The 23,648-nt window shown below is 32.9% G+C and carries 17 protein-coding genes and 1 riboswitch; of the genes, 15 read left to right on the top strand and 2 right to left on the bottom strand.

All coding sequences use genetic code 11. The features are described from left to right. Positions 1-15: 15 nt before the first annotated feature. Together D3P13_RS02360 and D3P13_RS02355 are read left to right on the top strand one after the other, a co-directional pair. Positions 16-2,727, top strand: a complete 2,712-nt coding sequence (locus tag D3P13_RS02360; RefSeq protein ID WP_117879689.1) for a TonB-dependent receptor — start codon at positions 16-18, stop codon at positions 2,725-2,727. A 139-nt stretch (positions 2,728-2,866) separates the two neighbouring features. Beyond that, a complete protein-coding gene (locus D3P13_RS02355; protein WP_117879688.1) occupies positions 2,867-4,429 on the top strand; it encodes a M20/M25/M40 family metallo-hydrolase in 1,563 nt (520 codons plus the stop codon). A gap of 76 nt (positions 4,430-4,505) precedes the next feature. On the opposite strand, the gene D3P13_RS02350 is transcribed toward D3P13_RS02355, so the two are convergent. Together D3P13_RS02350 and metK are read right to left on the bottom strand one after the other, a co-directional pair. Further along, positions 4,506-5,738, bottom strand: coding sequence for a glycoside hydrolase family protein (locus D3P13_RS02350; RefSeq protein ID WP_117880232.1), 1,233 nt, complete (start codon positions 5,736-5,738; stop codon positions 4,506-4,508). Between the two features lie 123 nt (positions 5,739-5,861). Beyond that, complete coding sequence (metK, locus tag D3P13_RS02345) at positions 5,862-7,118, bottom strand: methionine adenosyltransferase (protein WP_117879687.1); 1,257 nt, start codon at positions 7,116-7,118, stop codon at positions 5,862-5,864. Positions 7,119-7,388: 270 nt separating this feature from the next. Here metK and D3P13_RS02340 point away from each other — a divergent pair, with 270 nt between their 5' ends. From D3P13_RS02340 to D3P13_RS02280, 13 genes are all read left to right on the top strand, one after another. Further along, positions 7,389-7,790, top strand: a complete 402-nt coding sequence (locus D3P13_RS02340) for a DM13 domain-containing protein (RefSeq protein WP_117879686.1) — start codon at positions 7,389-7,391, stop codon at positions 7,788-7,790. Between the two features lie 148 nt (positions 7,791-7,938). Further along, positions 7,939-8,053, top strand: a riboswitch (SAM riboswitch). A 186-nt stretch (positions 8,054-8,239) separates the two neighbouring features. Then, complete coding sequence (locus tag D3P13_RS02335) at positions 8,240-9,532, top strand: O-acetylhomoserine aminocarboxypropyltransferase/cysteine synthase family protein (protein WP_117879685.1); 1,293 nt, start codon at positions 8,240-8,242, stop codon at positions 9,530-9,532. A gap of 14 nt (positions 9,533-9,546) precedes the next feature. Then, positions 9,547-12,936, top strand: coding sequence for a bifunctional aspartate kinase/homoserine dehydrogenase I (gene thrA, locus D3P13_RS02330; RefSeq protein ID WP_117879684.1), 3,390 nt, complete (start codon positions 9,547-9,549; stop codon positions 12,934-12,936). A gap of 118 nt (positions 12,937-13,054) precedes the next feature. Then, positions 13,055-14,230 carry an O-succinylhomoserine sulfhydrylase gene (locus D3P13_RS02325; RefSeq protein ID WP_117879683.1) on the top strand — a complete coding sequence of 392 codons (1,176 nt, stop codon included), beginning with the start codon at positions 13,055-13,057 and terminating at the stop codon, positions 14,228-14,230. A gap of 24 nt (positions 14,231-14,254) precedes the next feature. Next, positions 14,255-14,662 (top strand): RrF2 family transcriptional regulator, encoded by a 408-nt coding sequence (locus D3P13_RS02320; RefSeq protein ID WP_117879682.1) that lies wholly within the window; start codon positions 14,255-14,257, stop codon positions 14,660-14,662. A gap of 103 nt (positions 14,663-14,765) precedes the next feature. Beyond that, positions 14,766-16,706, top strand: a complete 1,941-nt coding sequence (locus tag D3P13_RS02315) for an AMP-dependent synthetase/ligase (protein ID WP_117879681.1) — start codon at positions 14,766-14,768, stop codon at positions 16,704-16,706. 102 nt (positions 16,707-16,808) lie between these two features. Beyond that, positions 16,809-17,063, top strand: coding sequence for a DUF2061 domain-containing protein (locus D3P13_RS02310; RefSeq protein ID WP_117879680.1), 255 nt, complete (start codon positions 16,809-16,811; stop codon positions 17,061-17,063). Continuing rightward, positions 17,063-17,677, top strand: coding sequence for a phosphoadenosine phosphosulfate reductase domain-containing protein (locus D3P13_RS02305; RefSeq protein ID WP_198679940.1), 615 nt, complete (start codon positions 17,063-17,065; stop codon positions 17,675-17,677). The genes D3P13_RS02310 and D3P13_RS02305 overlap by 1 nt, the downstream gene beginning before the upstream one ends. A gap of 24 nt (positions 17,678-17,701) precedes the next feature. Then, on the top strand, positions 17,702-18,649 hold the full coding sequence (cysD, locus tag D3P13_RS02300) for a sulfate adenylyltransferase subunit CysD (RefSeq protein WP_117879679.1): 948 nt from the start codon (positions 17,702-17,704) through the stop codon (positions 18,647-18,649). Between the two features lie 73 nt (positions 18,650-18,722). After that, on the top strand, positions 18,723-19,976 hold the full coding sequence (locus tag D3P13_RS02295; protein ID WP_117879678.1) for a sulfate adenylyltransferase subunit 1: 1,254 nt from the start codon (positions 18,723-18,725) through the stop codon (positions 19,974-19,976). Between the two features lie 196 nt (positions 19,977-20,172). Then, complete coding sequence (locus tag D3P13_RS02290) at positions 20,173-22,275, top strand: HEPN domain-containing protein (RefSeq protein ID WP_117879677.1); 2,103 nt, start codon at positions 20,173-20,175, stop codon at positions 22,273-22,275. A gap of 9 nt (positions 22,276-22,284) precedes the next feature. Further along, entirely contained in the window at positions 22,285-23,055 is a 771-nt protein-coding gene (cobA, locus tag D3P13_RS02285; RefSeq protein ID WP_117879676.1) for a uroporphyrinogen-III C-methyltransferase, read from the top strand. Beyond that, positions 23,055-23,636: a precorrin-2 dehydrogenase/sirohydrochlorin ferrochelatase family protein gene (locus D3P13_RS02280; protein ID WP_394336452.1), complete on the top strand. Its 582-nt coding sequence runs from the start codon at positions 23,055-23,057 to the stop codon at positions 23,634-23,636. The genes cobA and D3P13_RS02280 overlap by 1 nt, the downstream gene beginning before the upstream one ends. Positions 23,637-23,648 lie beyond the last annotated feature (12 nt).

Below are 23,648 nucleotides of genomic sequence, written 5' to 3'. Positions count from 1 at the left end.
ATTAAAATCACACTAATGAAACAAACTATTATTGCCATATTAATGCTAACAAGCATAGCTCTTTCAGCCCAATTAAAAATAGAGGGTTTTGTGAAAGATAGTCTTGGTGAACCTTTGGGGTTGGCAAATGTAGTCGCTATTAATCAGGTAACAAATGCATTAGATTCATATGCGATTACGAATGATATAGGTCGCTATAAATTAAATTTAAAGGAAAATACAAGCTATAAACTACAGGTTAGTTTTATTGGGTATAGGACGTTTGATTTAATGTTAACCACAACAGATGCGGATATTGACAGAAATTTCACATTAAATGAAGATACTAATCTTGATGAAATTAATTTGGTTTACGAAATGCCAATAACCATAAAAGGTGATACTATGGTTTATAATGCCGATTCATTTAAAAATGGAACGGAGCGTAAGTTGGAAGATGTGATAAAAAAAATGCCGGGTTTAGAAATAAATGATGATGGGCAAATTCAGGTAGAAGGCAAAACAGTAACAAAATTAATGGTTAACGGAAAAGATTTTTTTGATGGAGATACCAAATTAGCTACTAAAAATATTCCGTCAAATGCTGTAGATAAAGTAGAGATTTTAAAGAATTATGCGGAAGTTGGGCAATTGAGTGGTGTACAAGATAATCAGGATAATATTGCAATTAATATCAAACTGAAAGAAGGGAAAGGAAATTTTTGGTTTGGAGATATTAAAGCTGGAGCAGGAATTGCAAATGAAGACGGTCAATATATATTTCAGCCAAAACTATTTTATTATAGCCCAAAAACGAGTGTTAATGTTATTGGCGATTTAAACAATTTAGGTGAAGTTGCTTTTACACGTCGAGATTATAGAAATTTTACAGGTGGCTTTAGAGCTCCAAGTAGAAATAGTGGTACAAGTATTGACTTGGGGAGTAATGATTTAGGTTTTTTACAATTACAAAATAATAGGGCTAAAGACATACAGACCAAATTTGGTGCTATAAATATTAGCCATTCGCCTAATAAGGCATTAGATTTAAATGGGTTTCTGATTTATTCTAATAATGAAACGGAAATGCAACAAAATAGATCGATACAATATGTTGAGTCTGGTCTTGAAACTCCTCCAGATTTATATACGGAAACAAATACCAAACAAGTAAGCGATTTAGGTATGGGTAAATTTAATATTAAATATAGACCCAACTCTAATAATGAACTAAACTATTACGCTATTGGTAGACTTTCGAAACAAAGACAAGACCAACTTGTAAACTCTAATATAAGTGGAATTGTTAATGAAGTTGATAGTTCGTCGCCATACAGTTTAAGACAGAACTTAAATTATTATTATACGCATGATGATAATAATATTTTCTCCTTGTCTGCACAACATTTATTGCAAGATGAAGATCCTTTTTATAATGCCATATTATCAGATACTACATTTAATAAAACGGCCTATGAAATAGGATTAGATACATTACAAAATGCTTACAATCTAAGTCAAGACAAACGCGTAAAATCAAACCAATTCGACGCTGCTCTTGACTATTGGTACATATTAAATGAAAAAAGTAATATCAATTTAACGTTGGGTACGGTGTATAGTAATCAAAAATTTGATTCTGATATTTTCCAATTTTTAGACAATGGAAACTCTGTAGAACCTATAGCCAATATCAATGACTTAGAAATTGGTAATGAAGTAGATTATACTTTTTCTGATATTTATTTGGATTTAAAGTACAAATTAAAAGTTGGTATTTTTACTTTTACACCGGGTATATCTGCTCACACATATAGTACAAAGAGTTTGCAGTATAACACTTCTTACAAAGATGATTTTTTTAGATTTTTACCAAGTTTTAATACAAGAATCGATTTAAAGAAAAGTGAAAACATATCATTTGATTATAGAATGACCACGCAGTTTACCGATGTAACAAATATAGCTGAAGGATTAGTTATGGGCGATTATAACTCTTTTTCAGTTGGTACTCCAGATTTGGAAAGTTCACTGAGACATAATCTTAGATTAAACTATTTCAATTTTAATATGTTTAGTTATACTAATATTAATGGTAGTATTTCATACAGTAAAAACATCAATCAAATACGTAATTCGGCTACGTTTAATAGAGGTAGTGTGGTAAATATTAGTAAGCCTTTTAATTCAGATTTTTCTGATGAAAGTTTGAGTTTTAACGGTAGGTTTCAACGTACTTTTGGTAAGTTAAGAGCAAGTTTAAGTGGTAGTTTAAGCTATAGTAAATACAATCAAATTTTTAATCAAAATGAGTTCATTAATGAAAACTATTCACAAACCTATAGATTGGGTGTGAATAGTAACTTTACAGAAGCACCTAATTTTGACTTAAGCTATAGTTTAAGAATTGCCGATAATGAGCAAGGTTCTAGCCGAACTAAATATTATACACATTCACCATCGATTGATTTTGATGCCTTACTTTTTAAAACAGTAACATTCCGAACAAATTTTAGTTATAATCTTTATAGAGACGAAGAAAGTACTTTAAATACCTATCAGTTTTGGGATGCTTCTTTAGCGTATAGAAAGGATAAAGACAGTAAAATGGAGTATGAGTTAAAAGCTACAAACCTTTTAGATGCAACTTCTCAAAGTCAAGCGAATGCGAATACTTTTTCGGTAAGTTCTTCTGAATATTTTATTCAACCGAGATATGTTACCTTGAGATTGGTGTATAACCTTTAATCCCTTTTTTTTATAACCCTTCCTTTTCTTATTGTTACTATAACTATAGTGATACTTTGAAAAAGAGGGGTTTTTTATTGTATAAAAAAATATTTGTAAATTCAACCATTCAAATAATAAACTAAACAACACCTTAAACATGAAGAAATTAAGTAAACTATCCTGTATTGTGGCATTGCTATTTAGTGTCACTCTAATAGCTCAAGAAACCAATCCTATAATTGAAGGTATTGTCAAAGAAGCCAATGAAAATTCTCAATTAGAACGTTTGGCCCATGAAATGCTAGATGTTATCGGACCAAGATTAGTAGGTACACCTCAAATGAAACAAGCTAATGATTGGGCAGTGTCTCAATATGGTAAATGGGGTATCTCAGCAAAAAATGAAAAATGGGGAGAATGGAGAGGATGGGAACGTGGTATTACACATATTGATATGGTGTCACCACGTATTCAAAGTTTAAGTGGTATGCAATTGGCTTGGAACCCTAGTACTTCAAAAAAAGGAGTTTCAGCAGAGGCAATTGTATTGCCAACAGTTAAAGATTCACTGGCATTTAAAAACTGGTTGCCTAGTGTTAAAGGTAAATTTGTGATGATTTCTATGAATCAACCAACAGGCCGTCCTGATTATAACTGGGAAGAATTTGCCACAGAAGAGTCTTTTAAAAAGATGAAAGAAGACCGTGATGCCTTAACTAAAGCATGGCGAGAAAATATGAGAAATACAGGTTATAATAGCCGTTCTATTATTGAAGCTTTAGAATCAGCTGGTGCTGCAGGTATTATAACTTGTAATTGGTCTAAAGGTTTTGGTGTAAATAAAATATTTAGTGCAAGAACAAAAAAGATTCCAACGGTTGATATTGAGTTAGAAGATTATGGGATGCTTTATAGATTGGCAGCATATGGAAATAAGCCAGAATTAAAAATAGTAGCAGAGTCTAAAGAGTTAGGTGCGGTACCTACTTTTAATACCATTGCTGAAATTAAAGGAACTGAAAAACCAGAAGAATATGTAGTTCTTTCTGCACATTTCGATTCTTGGGATGGAGGTACAGGGGCTACGGATAATGGTACAGGTACATTGGTGATGATGGAAGCTATGCGTTTACTAAAAAAATATTATCCAAACCCAAAACGTACTATTATCGTAGGGCATTGGGGTAGTGAAGAACAGGGTTTAAATGGTTCTAGAGCTTTTGTAGAAGATCATCCAGAAATTGTAAAAAACATACAGGCGGTATTTAATCAAGATAATGGTACCGGTAGAGTAGTGAATTTATCAGGACAAGGATTTTTACATTCATATGACTTTTTAGGACGATGGCTTGCCGCAGTACCTAATGATATTAGTAAGCATATAGAAACAAGTTATCCTGGTGCTCCTGGAAGAGGTGGTTCAGATTATGCTTCATTTTTAGCGGCTGGTGCACCTGCCTTTAGTTTAAGTTCTTTAAGCTGGTCGTATTGGAATTATACATGGCATACCAACAGAGATACCTATGACAAAATTGTTTTTGATGATGTACGTAGCAATGCTATTTTAACGGCCATTTTAACGTATATGGCAAGTGAAGATGAACAGTCAACACCAAAAGATAAAATTGTATTGCCAGTAAGTAAAAGAACTGGTAAGCAAATGGAATGGCCTACACCTAGATCTCCTGAACGAAAAGGGATGCTTGAAGAAAAAAAATAAGTAGTTAACAATTGTTAATTTATAAGAAAAACCTTCTCGTTGTGAGAAGGTTTTTTTTGTTTTTATTCAACGTTTTTTAGTCTCTCATGTTTTTCAACCTATTCAATGCTTCAATATAATAGTAATCAGCATAGATTAAGGCTACATCAATTTCCCAACCTAAAGATTTTGCTCCAGTAGAATGCAAAAGGAATGAATCGGCTTTACCAACAGCAGAGTACTTATCTGAACTTAAGGAGCCTAACATTTTTAATGCAGCATTATAGTATTTTTCTTTACTTTTTTTGTCCTCTAAAAAAGTACTTAGCTCTAATAGAGCAGAGGCTACGATTGCACCTGCTGAGGCATCCCTTTCTTCATTGTCGAGATTTGGTACATCAAAATCCCAATGCGGTATATAGTCTACTGGTAAGTAGTTAAGATACGCATCCGTTAATTTTTGAGCAAAATCTAAGAATTTTTTATCACCCGTTTCTCTATACACCATAGTATAACCATAAATGCCCCATGCTTGGCCTCTTGACCATCTACTATCATCTGCATAGCCTTGTTTGGTATGTCTATTTAACACCTTTCCTGAAATAGAATCATACTCTAACACGTGCCAAGAAGTAAAATCATCTCTAAAATGATTTTCCATAGTAGTTTCGGCATGTTTTATAGCAATATCTTTATAGTTAGAATCTCCACCATTTTTGGCTGCCCAAAATAAGAGCTCTAAATTTAACATGTTGTCAATTATAGTAATATGCTGTTGCCATCTGGGATGTAATTCGTTAGACCATGATTTTATGGTACCTACATTAGGATTATACCGTGATGCTAAAGAAGCAGCTGAGGTTAGCAAGATTTCTTTGTATTCTTTTTTGTCTCCTAGTTCAAAGCCGTTTCCATAGGCAGGAAACATCATGAAACCAATATCATGGTGTTCGGTAATAGTCTTAAAATCTTCAAAAACTTCGGTTCTTTTTATGGCTTCCTGTTTCCATTTTTCATCTTTTGTCAAATTGTACATGTACCAAAGTATACCAGGGTAAAACCCGGATGTCCATTTTAGTCTATGATTTGGCACCTCTTCCCATTCGGTTTGATTCGTTTCTATAAGTCTTGGATGCTTTGTTAGATCGGTAAGTTTAGGGGCGGCTATTTCCAGTTGTGATACACAGTTTTTAATGGCGGCATCTAAATTGATGGTCGTTATGTCATTAACAACATTAGTTTCAGTATTCGTTTGTTTATTTTTCTGAGAATATTGACAAGATACGAGGCAAAAGACTGTGCAAACTAGGAACAATTTCATTATTTTCATTATATTTTTTTTAATTATTGGTAAACGAAGGTCGCCTATATTTTTTAAAAAGTCAATATGATTGAAAAAAAAAAGCCTCATGGTCAATTGACTATGAGGCTTTATATATTAAAATAGGTTTGCTTAAATATTAAAAGCTTCCTTTACTTTATCTACAAAATCTAATTTTTCCCAAGTAAATAATTCTACTTCTTTTTCCACTTTACCTGAATACGGGCTTTCAAATACTTTTGTAATTGTTTGCGGGGCTTTACCCATATGTCCGTAAGCAGCAGTTTCTAAATATATTGGGTTACGTAATTTTAAACGCTCTTCTATAGCAGCAGGTCGCATATCAAAAATTGAAGCAGCTTTTCTCGCAATTTCACCATCTGTCAAACCTAAAGTTGAGGTCCCATAAGTATCTACAAATATTGAAGTAGGTTCCACAACTCCAATAGCATAACTTACTTGCACAAGTACTTCGCTTGCAACACCTGCAGCTACTAAATTTTTTGCAATATGTCTAGAGGCATACGCCGCACTTCTATCTACTTTACTTGGATCTTTTCCTGAAAATGCACCACCACCGTGAGCTCCTTTTCCGCCGTATGTATCTACAATAATTTTTCTTCCTGTTAACCCGGTATCACCATGTGGCCCACCAATTACAAATTTACCTGTTGGGTTTATATGATATGCAATATCATCATTAAATAATGCCTGTACATGAGCAGGGAATAATTCTTTAACTCTAGGTATTAATATAGAAATGATATCACTTTTAATTTTTGCCAACATGTTTTCATCATTATTGTCAAAATCGTCATGCTGAGTAGAAACTACAATGGCATCTATACGTTGAGGTTTATTATCATCACTATATTCAATAGTAACCTGACTTTTAGCATCAGGTCTTAAATATGAAATTTCATAATTTTCTCGTCGTAATTCAGCCAATACTTGTAATATTTTGTGAGAAATATCTAAAGCCAATGGCATGTAATTTTCAGTTTCATTGGTTGCATAACCAAACATCATACCTTGGTCACCTGCACCTTGCTCTTCTTTGGTGGCTCTATCAACACCTTGATTAATATCTTGAGATTGTTCGTGTATCAACGAAATTACACCACAAGAATCACCAGAAAACTGATACTCACCTTTGGTATAACCAATTTTATTGATCACTTTTCTTGCAATTTCTTGAACGTCTAAATAGGTCTTACTTTTAACCTCACCTGCTAATACAACTTGTCCAGTTGTTACTAAGGTTTCACATGCTACTTTAGACTCAGGGTCAAAGGCTAAAAAATTGTCTAATAATGCGTCGCTAATCTGATCTGCGACTTTGTCAGGGTGTCCTTCCGAAACACTTTCTGATGTAAATAAATATGCCATAATGTTATTTTAAATGGTAACGATTTTAAATAAAAAAAGATTGCAAAACAGACTAAAGGAGTAGGATTACTGCTTTAGCATTTTTAAAGAGGTTGCAATCAGTCAAATTAATCCTCTATTCTTTATAATTGAATAATCAATTTATTCAAATACGGGGGCAAAGGTAGAAAAATAAAAGTCATAACATATAAAGTACTATTAAAATTTTGGTAATTTTTATTTTTCTGTAAGCTTCTCTTAATTGTTACGACAAAATGAAAAACTATAAATATGCGAAAGGTATTGATATTGTCATTTTTAATGGTGTTTTTTTTGAATTGCTCATCGTCTGATGGCGAAATGCAAGCTGAACAAGAAGAGATGGAAGAAGTAGAAGTTATACTTGGAGATTTTGTTTCAGGTGCCCATACCACAACAGGTAAAGCTGATGTTAGTCCTGACCTTAAAACATTAAATTTCACCAATTTTAAAACTGATAATGGACCTAAGTTATTAGTGTATCTTACCACTGCTGTTGGCTCATCTGATTTTGTTTCTTTGGGAGATTTAAAAGGTGTTTCTGGTAATTATTCATATTCAATTCCGGCGAATACAGATTTGACTAAATATAAAATTGTAGATATTTGGTGTGTAGATTTTTCCGTAAGTTTTGGACATGCAGAACTTAAATAGGATGTATGAATTAAGACAATTGAAGAAAAAATAATAATTTATATTTTGCGTTATTCATAGTAGATTCTAAAAAAAAGTAAAGAAAAAGCTTTGATATATTAGAATTGTTTTGCAATATTTGCAATGTAAGTTCAATTACTTATTGAAATTGTTATCAAGAAAGGCAGAGGGATAGACCCGTTGAAGCCTTAGCAACCCTTTAATCTTTAAAGAAGGTGCTAAATTCTACCAAAAAAGTTTTTAAGCTTTAGGATAGATAACACAGACAAAATTACATTCAGTAATTTTTATGTATTTCTTAATAACATTTTTCTAGTATAAAGATTTAGTACAAAAGCGGCATCAGGTTATGCCTAGATTTTGACTTATCGCCATACTTATAAGTTCAATTACAAAGTATTTGGCTCGAAAAACGAGTCAATTTTATTTAATAATTAAATTTCAGAAAAATGAGTTCACTCAAATTAGCAACCAACGCATTACATGCAGGTCACGACACAAAAACAAATGGAGGAACAAGAGCTGTTCCTATTTATCAAACATCATCGTATGTTTTTGATAATACAGACCACGCCGCAAATTTATTTTCATTAAAGGAATTAGGTTTTATTTATACACGATTAAATAATCCAACAAATGAAATATTACAAAGCAGACTAGCTGCAGTTGAAGGTGGAATTGGAGCGGTAGTTTTCGCATCAGGATCAGCAGCGATTTCAACAGGTCTTTTAACGCTTTTAAAAGCGGGAGATCATATCGTTGCATCAAGCAGTTTGTATGGCGGAACCTATAACCTTTTGAATGTTACGTTACCAAGATTTGGTATAACAACTACTTTTGTAGATGCATCTAATCCTGAAAGTTTCGGTAAAGCCGTTAAGGAAAATACAAGAGCCTTTTTTGTAGAATCTTTGGGTAATCCAAAATTAGATGTGCTAGATTTAAAAGCAATATCAAAAGAAGCTAAGGCGGCTCAAGTGCCTTTTATTGTAGATAATACCGTAGCAACTCCTGCCTTATTAAACCCAATTGAACATGGAGCCAACCTTGTAATTCATTCACTTACTAAATATATTGGCGGACAAGGAACTTCATTAGGTGGTGCAATAATTGATGCAGGAACTTTTGATTGGACTAATGGTAAATTCCCAGAATTTACAGAGCCAAGTGCAGGTTACCACGGTTTAGTGTATAGCGAAGCTTTAGGTGCTGCAGCATTTACTTTTAAATTAATATTGGAAGGTTTACGTGATTTTGGTGGAGCTTTAAGTCCATTTAATGCTTTTCAAATTATACAAGGTTTAGAAACATTACCAGTTAGAATTAAACAACATAGTGCTAATGCTCTTGAATTGGCCACTTGGTTAGAAGGAAGAGACGAAGTTGTTTGGGTTAATTACCCCGGTTTAGAAAGTAATAAGTACAATGCATTAGCGAAAGAATACTTACCAAAAGGTCAAAGCGGATTGGTAACTTTTGGTGTAAAAGGTGGATTTGAATCGGCCAAAAAAGTTACTGATGCAACCAAAATATTTTCTTTGTTAGCAAATATTGGTGATACAAAATCGCTAATAATTCATCCAGCAAGTACAACTCATCAGCAGTTAACTGCAGAACAGCAAGCTGATGCGGGTGTAGGTCAAGATTTGATTAGATTATCTGTTGGTTTAGAAGATATAGAAGATTTAAAAGCTGATTTAGAAGAGGCCTTTGCCGCAATTGATAAAAGTGTATTAGCTTAATCTAGGAATAAAACATGCTTTCAAAAATCAGCATACATAATTATGTAACTCAGTCAGGGGTTTCTTATGAAGAAATCCCGTTGAGTTATCAAGTTTTTGGTAAAGAACTTCATTCGGCACCAATTGTTTTGATTAACCACGCTTTAACAGGAAATAGTAATGTTGCTGGTGAAGGTGGCTGGTGGACAGATTTAGTAGGTGATGATAAGGTCATTGATACTAAAAAGTTTACTGTGCTGGCTTTTAATATTCCAGGTAATGGTTATGATGGTTTTGTAATTGAAAATTACAAAGATTTTGTGGCTAGAGATATAGCACGTTTATTTTTGTTGGGATTAAAAAAGTTAAAAGTAAACAAGCTTTTTGCTATTGTTGGAGGTTCGTTAGGAGGAGGAATTGCATGGGAAATGGCAGTGTTATCTCCTGAAATTACTGAAAATTTAATTCCAGTAGCTTCAGATTGGAAATCGACTGATTGGTTGATAGCCAATTGCCAAATTCAAGAACAATTTTTATTAAATTCTAGCAGCCCTGTGCATGATGCCAGAATGCATGCCATGCTCTGTTATAGAACTCCAGAATCTTTTAAGGAGCGTTTTCATCGTTCTAAAAATGAAGAGTTAGATGTTTTTAATGTAGAAAGTTGGTTGTTACATCACGGTAAAAAGTTACAAGAACGCTTTCAATTATCAGCATATAAATTAATGAATCAATTGCTTAAAAGCATTGATGCCTCTAAAGATAATACTGATAAAATTTTAGATACTATTTCTGCTAATATTCATTTAGTAGGGGTAGATTCTGACATGTTTTTCACAGCAGAAGAAAATAGAGAAACACAACTAAAATTGGCATTAACGCATCCTAATGTTACGTATAATGAAATTAATTCGGTTCACGGGCACGATGCTTTTTTAATAGAATTTGACCAATTAGAAAAAATTATTGAAGGTGTATTTAGACCTTCATCTGAAACAAAAAGAATGAAGATATTAAAATTTGGAGGTAAATCTCTTGCTAATGGAGAGGGCATCAACAAAGTAGTTTCCATTATTAAGGGAAAGGTAGATCAAGGTGATAAAATTGCTGTGGTAGTTTCTGCTCGCGGCAATGCTACTAATGAATTGGAGGCAATTCTTGCAAAAGCAGTTAAAAATGAAGATTATCATGAAGCGTTAGATGCTTTTAAAAAATATCAACGAGATATTTATGAGAACATTGATTTTACTGATGAATTTGCCATACTCGATAAACTTTTTAATGGCGTTCAATTATTAGGAGATTACAGTCAAAAAATAAAAGATCAAGTGTTAGCTCAGGGCGAATTGCTCTCAGTAAAGTTACTTGCAAATGTGTTACAAGAACAGGGTGTTAATACAAATATTACTGACGCTAGAACCTTAATAAAAACAGACGAGAACTTCGGTAATGCACAACCAGTTGGTAAAATCTCTAAAGAGAATGTAATAGAACACTTCAAAAAATTTAATGGTACAACGGTAAATATTGTTACTGGGTTTATTGCTTCTAATAAAAAAAATGAAACCACTACGTTGGGTAGAAATGGTAGTAATTATACGGCTGCTTTATTAGCCAATTATTTAGATGCTGAAGAGTTACAGAACTATACGCATGTAGATGGAATTTACACTGCAAATCCTGATATGGTTGCTGATGCAAGAAAAATAAAGGAACTTTCTTATAGTGAAGCCAATGAGTTAGCAAATTTTGGAGCTACGATTTTACATGCTAAAACTATTATTCCGTTAATTGAAAAAAATATAAATTTAAGAATACTAAATACCTTTAAACCTGAAGATGAAGGTACTTTAATTACAGCTAGGGCAAGTTCTAAAGGTATTAAATCGCTTTCTGTCTTAGAAAACACCGCATTAATTAATTTTGAAGGTCGTGGTTTATTAGGTAAAGTAGGTGTAGATGCAAGAATATTTAGGGCGTTAGGCAATCATGATATTAGTGTAAGTATTATCTCTCAAGGTTCTTCGGAGCGTGGTATTGGTTTAGTAGTAGATGCAGAAAAAGCTACTCAAGCTGTCGTAGCTTTAGAGCGTGAATTTGAAAGTGACTTCTATTCTCAAGATGTAAATAAAATAAGTGTTATAGATCAGGTTTCCGTTATTTCTTTGATAGGAATTGATTTGAGTTCTTTTCATAAACCTTTTAACTCTCTTGTTAAAAATCAAGTGGTACCTTTATTATTTAACAACACTATTTCTGGAAAAAATGTGAGTATTGTGGTTAAAAAAGAGCAATTACACAAAGCTCTTAATGTTATTCACAGTGAGATATTTGGCATTTCTAAAAAGATAAATATAGCCATTTTTGGACATGGCTTGGTTGGTGGAACTTTAATCAATCAAATTATAAATTCTAAAGACGGTATAGAAAAACGAAAAGGTATAAAACTTAATATTTTTGGTGTTGGTAATTCTAGGAAAGTGTTGCTTGATAGAAATGGAGTTACAGAAACTTGGCAATCTGATATTGTAAATGATGGTATATTTTATACTGTAGATGATATCATCACTTTTGCGAATCAAAATCATTTGGAAAATTTAATCGCGGTTGACAATACAGCAAGTAAAGAATTTGTGGCTAACTACATCAAGTTGGCTGAAAACGGATTTGACTTAGTGTCTTCAAATAAAATTGGAAATACTATCGGATTAGATTTTTATGAGAAACTCAGAGAGGTGTTGTCAAAAAATCAAAAAAATTATTTATACGAAACCAATGTTGGTGCAGGTTTACCATTAATTGACACCATTCAATTATTACACCTTTCAGGTGAAAATATAACTAGAATTAGGGGTGTCTTTTCTGGATCTTTAAGCTATTTATTCAATCATTTTTCAGTTGAGGATAGGCCGTTTAGCGTTATTTTAAAAGAAGCTATTGATAACGGGTTTACAGAGCCAGATGCTAGGGAAGATTTATGTGGTAATGATGTGGCTAGAAAATTATTGATTTTAGCACGTGAATTAGATTTAAAAAATGAATTGGAAGATGTGCAGATTCAAAATTTGATTCCAGAGAATTTAAGAGCGGTTTCTTCTGATGAATTTTTAAATAGAATTGCCGAATTAGATGAAGTTTATACTTCTGTAAAACAAGATCAAAAACCAAATCATGTACTTAGATATGTAGGTGATTTGTCTGGTGATCTATCGAAAGATGATGGTGCGAAATTAAATGTGCAACTAGATTCTGTGCCAGAAGATAGTCCATTAGGTCAAGTAAAAGGTAGTGATTCTATTTTTGAAATTTATACGGAATCTTATGGAGATCAACCTATTGTTATTCAAGGTGCAGGTGCCGGAGCAGCAGTTACTGCAAGAGGTGTTTTTGGTGATATTTTAAGGTTGACGGAGAAGTTGGGGTAAAACATCTTTGTTACTAAAAAAAATTTAAATTTAACAATTGTCCCCTTGAGGGGACTTTAGGGGTGTTCAAGTAACTAATATAACTGTCTCTGTTCATTTCAAATCTAAATTATTATGCATGTCTAAACAAAAAAACTTCGAAACAGAAGCCATCAGAACTCAAATTGAGCGTTCACAATTTTTAGAACATTCTAATCCTATATATTTAACGTCTAGCTTTGTGTTTGAAGATGCTGAAGATATGCGGGCTTCTTTTGCTGAAGAAAAAGAACGTAATATTTACAGTCGTTTTACAAATCCAAACAATTCAGAATTTGTAGATAAAATTTGTAAAATGGAAGGAGCGGAACAAGGTGTTGCCTTTGCTACAGGTATGTCAGCGGTGTTTTCAACGTTTGCATCGTTATTAAATGCAGGAGATCATATTGTTTCTGCACGTTCTGTTTTTGGTTCTACTCATGGTTTATTTACAAAGTTTTTACCAAAATGGAATATCACTACGAGTTATTTTAAAATTGATGAGTTAGATAAAATTGAAAGTTTAATTACGCCGAATACTAAAATTTTATATGCCGAGAGTCCTACCAATCCCGCAGTTGATATTTTAGATTTAGAGCTGTTGGGTAGTATTGCTAAAAAGCATAATATATTACTTGTAATTGATAATTGTTTTGCTACACCTTATTTACAGAATCCTATAAAATTCGGAGCTGATTTGGTAATACATTCTGCCACTAAATTAATTGACGGACAGGGTAGAGTAATGGGGGGAGTTACCGTGGGTAGAGCTAATCTAATCAGAGAAATTTATTTATTTGCAAGGAACACAGGGCCAGCATTGTCTCCCTTTAACGCTTGGGTGTTATCAAAAAGTTTAGAAACCTTGGCAGTTAGAGTAGATAAGCATTGTGAAAATGCTTTAAAAATTGCAGAATTTTTAGAAAGTCAGGCTCAAGTTAGCTTGGTAAAGTATCCTTTTTTAAAGTCGCATCCACAATATGCGATAGCTAAAAAACAAATGAAAGCTGGTGGTAATATTGTAGCTTTTGAAGTTAAAGGAGGAGTAGAAGCTGGTAAAAAGTTTTTAAATGCTTTAGAAATCTGTTCGCTTTCTGCTAATTTAGGTGATACAAGAACCATTGTTACGCATCCTGCCTCTACAACGCACGGTAAATTAAGTAAAGATGATAGATTGGAAACAGGAATTACTGACGGTTTAGTAAGAGTTTCTGTGGGATTAGAGAATGTAAATGATATAATTCAAGATTTAGATCAAGCATTAAAAAGTAGTTAAAAAATTTAGTACTTTCGCAGTACAATGCTTTCGAAAAAAACAAAATACGGACTTAAGGCTCTTTCCTATTTGGCAAGAGAAAAGGACAGAACACCAGTTCAGATTGCCACCATTTCTGAAAAAGAGAATATCTCTAGAAAATTTTTAGAAAGTATTTTATTGACTTTGCGTAAAAGCGGATTCTTAGGCTCAAAAAAGGGAAAAGGTGGTGGTTACTACTTATTAAAAAATCCTGAAGACATCAGAATGTCTGATGTTATCCGTGTTTTAGAAGGCCCCATAGCCCTAACACCATGTGTCAGTCTTAATTTTTATGAAAAATGTGCAGACTGTGTTGATGAGGAAACATGTGAAGTCCGTCATCTTATGCTCGAGGTAAGAGACAGTACACTGAAAATATTTGATCACAAAACACTTGCTGATCTCATTTAATACTTCTTTTCTTTATTTTCAATCAAAATCCATTCACTATTATTTTTCGTATTTTTAAAAGGCGAAAAAAATAGCTTATTTTTGATTTCTAGAATTTAATAAAATGCAAAAACGAACTGTGTTTAAGATGCTCAACGAGGCATCTGTTACCTATAAAGATAATAATTATTTAAGTCAAAAAAACGATTCAGGTTGGGATAGGATCACTTTTGGTGAGGCAAAAGAAAGGGCATTAAAGTTAGCCTCTGCATTTATTGAATTGGGCGTAAATGCTAAAGATAAAGTCGCCATTTTATCTGAAGCCAAAATAGATTGGGTAATTTCAGAATTTGCAACCCTATATGCAAGTAGCGTTATTGTCCCGCTCTCTATAAAATTATTACCAGAAGAGGTGCCTTTTCGCGTTAACCATTCTGGAGCTAAGTTTTTTGTAATCTCAGAAAATACGTTAGAAAAGGTTATTGGATCTTGGAATTTATATGAAAATATAGATATGAAGATTATAGTACTAGATAAGCCTTCTGCTAAAATTAGTGAAATTTGTAAAGCTGCCAATTTTGATGAAAAACAACTTCTTTTTATCGACGATTTGTATGAGCTAGGGGTTTCGAAATTAGAAGTAAATTTAAAGAAAATTGAAGAAAATGAAAATAACACTCAAGAAGATAATGTTGTAACAATCTCCTATACTTCGGGTACAACAGGCAACCCAAAAGGGATTATGCTGACTCATTTAAATTATTTTTCTAATAGTAATGAAGCCGTAAATACTTTTAAAATTGGAGAGTTAATATCTACATTGATTATTTTACCGACAGATCATTCATTCGCCCATACTATTGGTTTGTATACAGCATTGGTCTGTGGTATTTCTATTCATTTTGTAGATGCTCGTGGAGGTGGTATGAATGCATTGAAAAACATACCTATTAATTTAGTGGAAGCCAAACCTAATTTTTTATTGACAGTACCGGCCTTGACTGGAAATTTTATAAATAAGATAAAGGATGGTATCAAATCAAAAGGACCATTTATTGAAGGGATTTTTAGACGTGGTTTAAAAGCTGGAATTCTCAGAAATGGTGATGGTTTTACCAAACCAGGTGCATTGACTCAGGTGGTAACACACTTTAATTATATGATTGCAGAAAAATTAATATTTAAGAAACTACGGTTAATTTTTGGGTCCGAAATTGAATTTTTTGTGGGTGGTGGTGCTTTATTGGACATTAAACAACAGCAATTCTATAAAGCGATTGGCATACCTGTGTATCAAGGATATGGACTAACAGAGGCATCACCAATCATTTCAACAAATACGCCTTTTGCCCATAAAATGGGAACATCGGGTATTATTTTAAACAATATGTTATGTAAAATTTGTGACGAAAATGGTGTCGAACTCCCCAAAGGACAACGAGGGGAAATCTGTATTAAAGGTGATAATGTGATGAAGGGATATTATAAAAATGAAGAGGCCACCAAAGAAACTATAAAAGAGGGCTGGCTCTTTACTGGCGATTTAGGCTTTATAGATAAAGACAACTTTTTAGTCGTGGTAGGTAGAGAGAAAGCATTGTTGATCTCAGAAGATGGTGAAAAATATTCTCCGGAAGAAATTGAAGAGGCTATTATTAATGTTTCTCCTTTAATTGAACAAATTATGATTTATAATGATCATAAAAAATATACCACGGCATTAATAACATTAAATAACATGCATGTTCAGTCGTTTATTAAAACTCATAAAAAGGTTGATGCCGATCAGCTACTTCAGAAATTGAAAAAGGAATTATTAGCATTTAGTAAACAACCTGAATTTAAAGGAAAATTCCCATCCAAATGGATTCCCTCTAATTTTCAAATCATAAAGGAAGAATTTTCAGAAGCAAACTTTCTGATCAATTCTACCTTAAAAATGGTTCGACATAAAATCACCATAAAATACCAAGACCGCTTGGATATAATGTATGGAAAAGATTCTCAAAATACAGCTGCCGAGAAGAATAAGGAAGTGATTAGCCAAATGTTTCCTATTAATTGAGATTAAAAAACTTCAAAAAACCTTATTAATTCTTTTGTACTTTAAAGAAATAGTTTAGATTTGCCCTTTAGTCTAGTAAATCTATAGGAAATAAGATAGCAAATGATTTTAGAACAGGTCTTTAACCGAAAAACAGAGAAACAAGTATCTGATTCATCAGGTGAGAATATTCGCAGAAGTGCAGTGAAAACAATAAGCTGGAGAATCATAGGTACTTTAGATACGGTTTTAATTTCATGGTTTATCACAGGTACTATGACCTTGGCATTATCTATTGGAGGTATCGAATTAGTATCGAAAATGATCTTGTACTTTTTTCATGAAAGAGCATGGAACAACATAAAATGGGGGAAATAATGGAATTGAATTTAGAAGAACTTAATAAAGAACTAAGAGAGAAAACACCTGTACAAATTATTGAATGGGCAATAACTATAGCAAAAGCACCTGTGCTTACCACAAACTTTAGACCTTATGAAGTGGCAATTTTACATGCAGTATCTCAGGTTAAAAAAGATATTAAAGTCATTTGGTGTGATACGGGTTACAATACACCAAATACCTATAAACACGCAGAGGAGCTCATTGATAAATTGGAATTAAATATAGCGTTGTATGTGCCTAAACAAACTTCAGCTCATAGAGATGTTGTTTTAGGTATTCCGAATGTAGATGATCCGAAGCATAAAATCTTTACAGAACAAGTAAAATTAGAGCCTTTTAAAAGAGCGATGGCAGAACATACGCCTGATGTGTGGTTTACAAACTTGAGAAAAGGGCAAACTGCTTTTAGAGATAGTATTGATATTTTATCGCAAGATGCAAATGACTTATTGAAAGTGAGTCCATTTTATCATTATAGTGATGAAGAATTGGATGCTTATTTAGAGGCCAATAGTTTACCCAATGAATTTAAATATTTTGATCCAACAAAAGTGCTAGAGAATAGAGAATGTGGATTACATTCTTAATAAACGGCAACAAACTATAGAGAAATGGAGACGATAGAAAAATTAGAACAAATAAAAAGTACAGCGGTGATTAATAATACAGCATCAATAAATTCTTTAGAAAATGAAGCAATTTATATTTTTAGAGAAGTAGCAGCACAATTTGAAAAACCTGTGTTATTATTTTCAGGAGGTAAAGATTCAATTACTTTAGTAAGGTTGGCTCAAAAGGCTTTTTATCCTGCTAAAATACCTTTCCCTTTAATGCATATTGATACAGGGCATAACTTTCCAGAAACGATTGAGTTTAGAGATAGATTGGTTAAAGAACTAGGGCTAGAATTGATTATTAGAAATGTACAAGACTCAATTGATCAAGGTAAGGTAAAAGAAGAATCTGGAAGATATTCAAGCAGAAATCAATTACAAACAACAACATTGTTAGATGCTATTGAAGAATTTAAGTTTGATGCATGTATTGGTGGAGCAAGAAGAGATGAGGAAAAAGCAAGAGCTAAAGAAAGAATATTTTCTGTACGAGATGATTTTGGACAATGGGATGAAAAAAAACAAAGACCAGAATTATTTGACATGTTAAATGGTGAAATTGAGTTAGGTCAAAACGTAAGAGTTTTTCCAATTTCAAATTGGACTGAATTAGATGTTTGGTCTTATATAGAAAAAGAAGATATTGAAATTCCGTCAATTTATTTTGCTCACACAAGAGCGACTTTTGTAAGAGATGGTATGATTTGGACAGCAGATGATGAAGTCGTATTTAGAGATGATAATGAAGAGGTTGTTGATCGCGTAGTCCGTTTTAGAACAGTTGGTGATATGAGTTGTACCGCAGCAGTACTATCTGATGCAGCAGATATTACATCTGTTGTTAGAGAAATAAGAGCATCTACAATTTCAGAAAGAGGAGCAAGAATAGATGATAAACGTAGCGAAGCAGCTATGGAAAAACGTAAACAACAAGGGTACTTTTAGTAAGTAAGGCAAAAGCCAGTTATAGTAATCAGTTCATTAAAGATAAGACTGAAAACAGAATACAAATTAGATTATGGAAGTTTTAAAAATAGCAACGGCAGGTAGTGTAGATGATGGTAAAAGTACCTTAATAGGAAGAATACTTTATGATACAAAATCTTTAACAGATGATAAGTTAGAAGCCATTGAAAAAACAAGTAAACAAAAAGGATATGATTATCTTGATTTTTCTTTAGCCACTGATGGTTTAGTTGCGGAAAGAGAGCAAGGTATTACCATTGATGTGGCTCATATCTATTTTTCAACGGCTACTAAAAGTTATATTATAGCAGATACACCTGGCCATGTTGAGTATACTAGAAATATGGTTACTGGTGCGTCAACATCACAAGCGGCAATAATTTTAATTGATGCGAGAAAAGGTGTGATAGAGCAAACCAATCGCCATTTTTTTATCAATAACCTTTTAAGAATTAAAGAGGTTGTTGTAGCTATTAATAAAATGGATCTCGTTGATTATTCTGAAGAAAAATATAATGCGATAAAGGCAGATTTTGAAGCCTTAATGAGTAAAAGAGATTATCAAAATCAAAAGATAACTTTTGTACCTGTTAGTGCACTTAAAGGTGATAATGTTGTAAGTAAGTCAGAAAATATGCCTTGGTATACGGGTCCTTCTATTTTAGATCGATTGGAAGCATTGGGTAAACAAGACATTTTTAATGTAGGTACACCTAGGTTTCCAGTACAATTAGTAATTCGTCCTAAGACTGATGAATTTCATGATTTTAGAGGGTATGCTGGTAAAGTATATGGTGGTGAGTTAAGTGTAGGTGATGATGTTGTCGTATTACCATCACAAACAAAATCAAAAATAAAAGATATTTATTTTTATGATAAAAAGTATCAAACGGCATCAAGACGATCTTCAGTTACTATAACATTAGAAGATGATATCAATGTGAGTAGAGGAGATATGATTGTTAAAGCTGGTGAAATACCAACGATTGATAAGCAATTTACGGCTCAAGTGTGTTGGATGGATACGAAAGAGTTGACTGCAGGTGCTAAGTATATTGTTCAGCATGGAGTGAATAAAGTATTGGCAAAAGTTGACACTATACATCATAAAATAAATCCAGATTATTCAGGTATAAATAGCGATATTACAGGTTTAGGTGTAAATGATATAGCATCCGTTTCTTTTAAATTAAACAAACCAATTTTTTATGATGCCTTTAAAGATCATAGAACTAATGGTTCATTTATATTAATAGACACGCAAACCAATAATACAGTAGGAGCTGGATTCATCAGTCAGAATTAAATTGAAGTAATAGTAATTTAATTCAAATTCAATTGAATTTTAAGGTAGTTAAATAAGTTTATTAAAAACACGTTTAATAAACTACTTACCCTATAGGATATAGGTGTTATTAAGAAAAGGAAATTATAAATTAAATACTCTCAGAAATCCATACGAGAGTTCTTTTCCTCCGGGAAGGTAAGTAAGGTAAGCAATTATGCAAAGTTTTAGAACAGAATTAGAAAATCCAGTTGTAGAAAAAGATATTATAGAATTAGCGAATAAAATTGAGCTATTTCACAATGGTAAAATTGATGAAGAAAAATTTAGAAGTCTTCGCTTAGCACGTGGTGTTTACGGTCAGCGTCAAGCAGGTGTTCAAATGATTCGTATTAAAATACCTTTCGGCAAATTAAAGAGTAATCAGTTGCGTAGAATTTCGGCCGTTTCCGATGAGTATTCTCGTGGACGTTTACATATTACGACGCGTCAAGATATTCAAATTCATTATGTTGATTTAGATAGAACTCCAGAGTTATGGGCTGAATTAGAAAAAGATGAAGTTACAGTTCGAGAAGCTTGTGGTAATGTTGTTAGAAATGTAACTGCATCTGAAACAGCTGGAATAGATGTTAACGAACCTTTTGATGTATCGCCTTATGCTGATGCTATTTATAAATTCTTTTTACGTAACCCAATTTGTCAAGAAATGGGACGTAAATTTAAAGTGTCTTTCTCATCTACAGATGAAGATACGGGGTTATCTTACCTTCATGATATAGGTTACATTGCTAAAATTGAAAATGGTGTTCGTGGTTTTAAAGTTGTTGTAGCTGGAGGTTTAGGTTCTCAACCTCGTCATGCTGATGTATTATATGATTTTGTTGCTTCTGATAAAATTATTCCAATCATGGAAGGTGTTTTGAGGGTTTTTGATCGTTACGGTGAGCGTAAAAGTAGAGCCAAAGCGAGAATGAAGTTCTTGTTAAAAGATATCGGTTTAGATGCTTTTAAAGAGCTAATTGCTCATGAGCAATTAGCAATTGAGTTTAAAAGTATTGCTATTGATGCTGATAGTTATGTGGCTTCAAAACCAGTTTCAATTGAAGCACCTCAAGTAACAATTAAGGATCAAGACGCATTCAATTTATGGAAATCTACGAACCTTATTCCTCAAAAGCAGGAAGGTTATGTAGCTATAGGTATCAAAGTATTATTAGGTGATTTTTACACAGATAAAGCACGATTATTGGCAGATTTGGTTGATACATATGCCGCTGGTGAAGTGCGTTTAACATTACGTCAAAATATAGTTGTTCCTTTTGTTAAGGAAGATTTAGTTCCATTTTTTTATCGAGAATTAGAGAAATTAGGATTTGTTGAAGCGGGTTATAATAAAGCCATAGATATTACAGCTTGTCCAGGTACAGATACCTGTAATTTGGGTATTGCTAGTAGTACAGGTATAGCGGTAGAGTTAGAACGTTTGCTTAAGGCTGAATATCCACAGTATTTAAAAAATGAAGATTTAGTCATCAAAATTAGTGGATGTATGAATGCTTGTGGTCAGCATAATATGGCGAATATTGGTTTCCAAGGGATGACCGTAAGAACTCCAGACAAATTAATTGCTCCAGCATTACAAGTATTGTTAGGTGGAGGAAATTTAGGAAACGGAAATGGAGCCTTTGCAGATAAAGTAGTTAAAGTACCAAGTAAAAGAGGGCCAGAAGCTTTACGAAGAATATTAAATGATTTCGAAGCAAATGCGAACGGAAAACAATTTGTTGATTATTATAAAGAGAAAGGTGAAAAGTATTTTTACGATTTCTTAAATGATTTACAAGATGTAGATAATTTAGTTCAATCTGATTTTATTGATTGGGGAGAGGAAGAAAAGTACCTTAAAGAGATTGGTATTGGTGAATGTGCAGGTGTGGTTATAGACTTAATTGCGACCCTGTTTTTAGAAAGTGAAGAGAAAATTGAAAATGCAGAAGAAGCATTAAATGATAAAGTTTATTCAAGTGCTATTTATCATGCTTATAGTTCACTCGTAAATTCTGCGAAAGCATTATTATTAGCTGAAAATAAAAAAACAAATACACATGCTGGTATAATTGCTCAGTTTGATGAGTTTTTTGTTGAAAGTGATAAAATAGTTTTAGGAACTTCTTTTTCTGATTTAATATATCAAATCAATAAATTTTCACCAACTGAAGAGTTTGCTGCAAAATATATTGAAAATTCATATCAGTTTTTGGATAAAGTTAGAGCGTATAGAGAAGCTCAAAAACAACTAGAAGCGAAAGCTGTATAAAAATTATAAATGAGTTTAAAAACACCAAAATTAACTGTAGTAGGTGCTGGTCCTGGAGATCCAGAGCTAATCACGTTAAAAGCGATTAAGGCAATACAAGCTGCTGATGTTATTATGTATGATGCACTTATTAATGAAGCACTTTTGGAATATGCATCTGCCGGTGTTGAAAAAATATTTGTGGGTAAACGAAAAGGATGTTACCGTTATCAGCAAGAGCAAATCAATGAGATTATTGTGAGTAGAGCGAATTCTGATGGTCATGTAGTTAGATTAAAAGGTGGCGATCCTTATATATTTGGTAGAGGTTCTGAAGAAATAGAATATGCACAACAATTTGGTTTAGAAACAGCCGTTGTACCCGGAATATCTTCAGCAATGGCGGTACCTGCTTATCAAGGTATTCCATTGACGAAAAGAGGAGCGTCTGAGAGTTTTTGGGTAATTACAGGTACCACAAAGTCTCATCAAATATCTACCGATGTAGCGTTGGCAGCAAAATCTTCTGCAACCATTGTTATTTTAATGGGTATGGGTAAACTGGATGAAATAGTAGCATTGTTCTCTGCCGAGAATAAGCAAAAAATACCAGTAGCTATTATCCAGAATGGTACAACTGAAAGTGAAAAGTCAGGATTCGGAACCATAGAAACCATTAGTCAAATAGTTAAAGAAAAACAATTATCTTCGCCAGCTATTATTGTTATAGGTAAAGTGGTGGATCAGAGAAATATTTTAGACAAAGTTCAACACCAGATTCAAATAAAACAGGCATTATGATGATAGAAAAAAATGAATTGTATCCCATATTTTTAAAAGTGAACCAATTGAATGTAATTATTATTGGAGGAGGAAATTTAGCACTTGAAAAGCTTTCTTTTTTATTAAAATCGAGTCCAAATGCCAAAGTAGGATTAATAGCCTTAGATTTTTCTGCTGAGTTATTAGCGTTAGCAAAAAAACATGACATATTAGCCATGCAAAGACCCTATACCAAAAATATATTACATAAACAGCATATTGTAATTGCGGCTACAAACAACGTGGAAGTAAATGCTCAAATTTATAAGGATGCAAAGGAAAAGCAACTATTGGTTAATGTTGCAGATACACCAGATTTATGTGATTTTTACCTTGGAGGAATTGTAACAAAGGGCAATGTGAAAATTGCAATTTCAACCAATGGAAAATCGCCAACGACTGCTAACAGATTGCGTCAATTTTTTGAAGAAGTGATTCCAGAAGATATCAATTTAATGGTTGCTAATTTAAATGCATTCAGAAAAAACATAAAGGGAAATTTTCAATCAAAGGTAACTACCTTAAATAAGTTAACAGAAACCTTATTAATTAAGAATTAAATTTATTTTATA

Origin of the sequence: Aureibaculum luteum, from assembly GCF_003449015.1 — a bacterium.
Classification (GTDB): domain Bacteria; phylum Bacteroidota; class Bacteroidia; order Flavobacteriales; family Flavobacteriaceae; genus Aureibaculum; species Aureibaculum luteum.
The sequence above is the reverse complement of the archived record's forward strand: the minus strand, read 5'-3'. Positions and strand labels throughout refer to the sequence as shown.